We start from the raw sequence: 4,547 nt of genomic DNA, 5'->3' as shown, positions 1-4,547 counted from the left end.
TGCGTTGGAGGCTGTGGACTCTTTTTACGAGGAGTTGAACGGGTATCTCGCCGAGTACGAGAACGCGTTCGGCCAGCCCCTCCAGCCCCAGCAGACGGCGTCCCAGCCCGGCCCCACCCAGTCCTCCTCCACGCAGTACGGCGGTCCCCCGGCGACCCCGGGTGGCGGCACCGGGAGTGGTGGTGGCGGCGGAGGGTCGCCGTCCATGCCTTCCGCGACCCCGCCGTCGTCCTCGGTGCCGGAGATGCCCGGCGCCGGCGACACCCCCGCCACCACCGACCCGGCGGGCGCCACCCCCACCGGCGCCGACCCCACCGGCGCCGGCTCGAGCACGCCCCCGACCACCACGCCCGCCGGCACCACGCCCGCCTCCGGCGAGCAGGAGACCGTCACGATCGACGACGGCACCCGCTCGATCTCGGTGAGCAGCCCGGACGGTCAGGGCAAGGTGACGGTCAGCGTCGACGACGGCTCCGGCGAGCCGAAGACCTACACGCTGGACTTCGGCGAGGCCGGCAGCGAGGAGGCGACAGCGGGGGCGGCGGCCGTCGATCCCCTTACCGGCCGCCCCGTGACCGGCGGAAACCAGGAGAACGGCAGCCAGCCGATCACCCCCGGCCCCGACGGCAAGTGCGTCATCCGCGACGGTGACCTGACGATCACCGCGGAGCGCCCCGATGGCTCGACCGACACGGTGGTGGTAACCGTCGACGACGGCACCGGCGAACCGGTCACCTACAACCTCGACTACTCCGGCGACGAGGGCACCACGCCCGGTCCGACCGCGCGGACCCTCCCCGCGACGGAGGACGAGCCGACGATCCTCCCCGCCGGCATCCGCTCGGGCGAACCGACCGAGGGTCGTGGCCTCTACGCCGCCGGCCCCGGCGAACCGATGCGTTTCGGCCCGACCGACCCCGCCGACCCGGCCGACCGTTTCGCGACGGCCGGGCAGGCGGCACCGGGGGAGCGGACGGCGTGGCAGGTCCCCGGCGCCTCCGAGCCGGCCGGGCGGTTCGTTCCCGTCGGGCCGGTGGAGCAGCCGGCTGCGTTCGGCCCCGCCGGGTGGCAGGCGGCGGGCGATCCGGCGAACCTGGGCCAGCCCGTTCCCTCCGACCCGAGTGACCCCGACCGCTACGGGGTCACCAACGCACAGGCCAGCACCCCGGGCTCGGGCGCCGGCTCCTTCTTCGGCGACCCCGACGACAACGCCCACCGAGCGGGTACCTTCGGTCTCCCCGACACCGGCCAGTACGCCGGCACCCCGGCCGACGCCCCTGGCGAGGCGGGCCTCGCCAGCGCCGCCGACGGCGAGGACACCAGCACCAGGCAGCACGAGCAGAACGCCACCGGCGTCCCGATGGCCGGCACCCCCGCCGCCACCGGCCCCGGCGGCACACAGGAACGGCCCACCGGGACCCAGTGGCGCACCACCGGGGACCTGTTCGACGACGTCGCCGACGCCCGCGTCCGCGACGTCTTCGGCGAGGGCGGCCGGTAGGGAAAGGGAACGACATGAGCGCTCACGAACGGGCCGCCAAGGCACGGGCGCGGATGGAGCAGGTCCGCCGCGAGATGGCCGAGCGCCGCGCGCTGCGTGCCCGCAACGCCCGCGCGGTCAGAGAACGCGCGCTGGAGAGCCTGCGCCGCCAGGGACCGGTCGCCGCACAGGTTGCCAAGCACATGGGTGAGCTGGGCCGGCGCCGCGCGCAGGCCGGCGGCTGGGCGACCGAGAAGACCGAACGGGACCGCGACTACATCATGGGCATCGGCACCGACGACGAGCAGGCCGACGCCCGGTTCTCCTTCCGCCCCTCGCCGGTCCCGCCGCGGGTGGAGCCGGCCACGGGACCGGTCGAGACTCTCCCCGCCGCGGCCGTCCCGCCACCGCCGCCACCGCCGCCGACCCGGCGCTCGTCGCGGGAGCGCGAGGTGCTCGACGACGAGGAGGACTTCTCCAACCAGTCGACCTGGCTGCGTAACCAGTGAACGCGCAGGTCGCCGAGCGGGCGGAGGAGATCAAGGCCGTGGTCTGCCGGGTGCTGGAGGTCGACGGGGACCAGGTCGGGCCGACCGACCACTTCGTGGAGGACCTCGGTGCCGACTCGATGAAGCTGATCGAGCTGCTGGCCAACCTGGAGATCGAGTTCGACGTCGAGGTCGACTCGGCGGAGTTCGAGCGACTGGTCACCCTCGAGGGTGTCTACGACGTGCTGAGCACCGCACTCGACGGGTGACCGGCGTGCGGCGGGTCGCGGTGACCGGGCTCGGCGTCGTCTCGAGCATCGGGTTCGGCGCGGCGGAGTTCGCCGCCTCGCTGCGCGCCGGGCGCAGCGGCGCGCGCCAGATCACCGTGTTCGACACCGAGGGCTTCGCGCACTCGGTCGGCTGCGAGGTCGTCGGGTTCGAGCCGAGCCGGTGGTTGTCCCGACCGGAGGCGTTGCCCAGGGCCGGCCAGTTCGCCGCCGCCGCCGCGCGGATGGCGGTGGACGACGCCGGGATCGACCCGACGGAGCGGCGGGCCGTGGTCTCGATCGGCACCACCGACGGCGGCGGGGACCGCGGCGAGCGGATCGCCGCCGCGGTGCTGCGCGGCGAGGAGGTCCCCGCCGGCGAGGCCGCGCTGGTGCCGGCGGCGTCGCTCTCGGTCGGCGTCGCGCGTGAGCTCGGACTGTCCGCGGTCGAGGTGTCCACGGTGGCGACGGCCTGCGCCGCGGGGAACTACGCCATCGGCGACGGGTTCGACGCGGTGGCCACCGGCGACGCCGACCTGGCCCTGTGCGGCGGTGCCGACGCCATGTGCCGCATGACGTTCACCGGCTTCTACCGGCTCGGCGCGGTCGACCCCGAGCGCTGCCGCCCCTTCGACGCCGACCGGCAGGGCATCCTGACCGGCGAGGGGGCGGCGGTGCTGGTGCTCGAACCGCTGGACGCCGCGCTCGCCCGTGGCGCCCGCGTCTACGCCGAGGTGCTCGGGTACGGGTTGAACTGCGACGCCGGCCACCCGGTGGCGCCGGACCGCGACTCGGTCGCCGCCTGCATGCGGCTGGCGCTGGAGGACGCGGGTGTCGAGCCCGCCCAGGTCGACCTGATCTCGGCGCACGGCACCGGCACGAAGGCCAACGACGCGACCGAGTCCGGTGCCATCCGCGACGTCTTCGGCGCGGTGCCGCCCCGCACGGTCTCGGTGAAGTCGATGCTCGGGCACACCATGGGCGCGGCGAGCGCCCTGTCCGCGGCGGCCAGTGCGCTGGCCATCGCCGACGGTTTCGTCCCGCCCACGATCAACCACGTCCGGACCGACCCCGAGTGCGGCATCGACTGCGTGCCCAACCAGGCCGTCGAGGCCGAGCTGCGGGTGGTGCAGAACAACGCGCTGGCCTTCGGCGGGAACAACTCCGTGGTGCTGTTCGGCAGGCCGTCATGACGGCGGTGATCACCGGTTGGTCGGCCACCTCGCCGTTCGGCCACGGGCGCGACGCTTTCGCCGCGGGGGTCCGGGCCGGGGTGCCGGCGCCGGCCGTCCCCGCCCCGCCCGACAGCTGGCTGCTGGCGGGCGGCACCGCCCACCTGGTGCCCGACTTCGACCCGGTGGAACGGCTCGGGCGCAAGGGCACCGGTGCGATGGACCGCACAACCGCGCTCGCCGTGCACACGCTGGGCCTGGCGCGTGCGGACGAACCGCCTTCCGACGGTCGCACCGGCGTGGTGCTCGGTACCACCAGCGGCAGTGCGCTCACCCAGTTCTCGTTCACCGCCGACTCGCTCACCCGCCGCAAGCCCTACTTCGTCAACCCAGCACAGATGCCGTTCGCCCTGATGAACAGTGCCGCCGCACGCAGCGCGAGCTGGCACGGGCTCACCGGACCGAACACCACGCTCGCGGCCGGCCGGCTCTCCGGCGTCGCCGGGCTGCGGTACGCCGGGCGCCTGCTGCGCACCGGCCGGGCCGCGGGGGTGTTCGTCGGCGCGGCCGAGGAGTACAGCGGTGCGCGGGAGCTCCTGGAGCGCGGCACCGGCAACGACCTGCGGCTCGGTGAGGCCGCGGCGATCATGTTCGTCCGCGCCGGGGTGAGTGGGAACCGATCGGGGCTCGCGGAGGTCGTAGCGTTGGACACCCGGCTGGCGTCCGACGATGCGCCGGGTGAGGCCCTGGTCGAGTGCCTGCGGCACTCCCTGGCCGGGGTGGCACCGGACGAGGTGTGGGGACTTGCGGTGTCCGGCGTGGACACCATGGAGAGCGAGGCGGTGGCTGAGGTGTTGGGGACGCGGATCGACCGGGTGGTCGCGCCGGCGCGGCTCGTCGGGGACACCGGGGCGGCGGGCGGCCCGCTGGGCGTCGTCGCGCTGCTCGCGCTCGCCGAGGGCGAGGACGCGGCGCGCGGACGGGTGGTCGTCGCCACCGCCGTCGACCGCGACGGCATGGCCGGGTGCGTGGTGCTCCGGCTGCTCGATGGATCGTCGATGCGGGACAGGGGTGTTGCCCGATGAGCGGCAAGTCGTGGGACGAGGTCCAGGCCGTTCTGGATGATCCGTTTGTTGATGCG

At 74.7% G+C, this 4,547-nt stretch carries 4 protein-coding genes and 1 pseudogene; all 5 read left to right on the top strand.

Annotated elements, in window-relative coordinates; all coding sequences use genetic code 11:
• Positions 1 to 1,501 (top strand): annotated as a pseudogene (locus tag BU204_RS40495) (hypothetical protein); the annotation flags it as partial.
• Between the two features lie 14 nt (positions 1,502 to 1,515).
• On the top strand, positions 1,516 to 1,989 hold the full coding sequence (locus tag BU204_RS37550; protein WP_075130540.1) for a hypothetical protein: 474 nt from the start codon (positions 1,516 to 1,518) through the stop codon (positions 1,987 to 1,989).
• Complete coding sequence (locus BU204_RS37545) at positions 1,986 to 2,237, top strand: acyl carrier protein (RefSeq protein ID WP_075130539.1); 252 nt, start codon at positions 1,986 to 1,988, stop codon at positions 2,235 to 2,237. The genes BU204_RS37550 and BU204_RS37545 overlap by 4 nt, the downstream gene beginning before the upstream one ends.
• Before the next feature lie 5 nt (positions 2,238 to 2,242).
• The gene (locus tag BU204_RS37540; RefSeq protein WP_083661992.1) at positions 2,243 to 3,427 is read left to right on the top strand and encodes a beta-ketoacyl-[acyl-carrier-protein] synthase family protein; all 1,185 of its coding nucleotides are present in this window, start codon (positions 2,243 to 2,245) and stop codon (positions 3,425 to 3,427) included.
• Entirely contained in the window at positions 3,424 to 4,491 is a 1,068-nt protein-coding gene (locus tag BU204_RS37535; protein WP_075130537.1) for a beta-ketoacyl synthase N-terminal-like domain-containing protein, read from the top strand. The genes BU204_RS37540 and BU204_RS37535 overlap by 4 nt, the downstream gene beginning before the upstream one ends.
• The last annotated feature ends 56 nt before the right edge of the window (positions 4,492 to 4,547 follow it).

This window comes from Actinophytocola xanthii, assembly GCF_001921205.1.
Taxonomy (GTDB): Bacteria; Actinomycetota; Actinomycetes; order Mycobacteriales; family Pseudonocardiaceae; genus Actinophytocola; species Actinophytocola xanthii.
Note: the sequence above shows the minus strand (reverse complement) of the source record. Positions and strands in the feature narration are given on the sequence as shown.

What these genes read in the sequence shown, in the direction of transcription:
- BU204_RS37550 (WP_075130540.1), top strand. Translation starts at nt 1,516, where the DNA reads ATGAGCGCTCACGAACGGGCCGCCAAGGCACGGGCGCGGATGGAGCAG.
- BU204_RS37535 (WP_075130537.1), top strand. Translation starts at nt 3,424, where the DNA reads ATGACGGCGGTGATCACCGGTTGGTCGGCCACCTCGCCGTTCGGCCAC.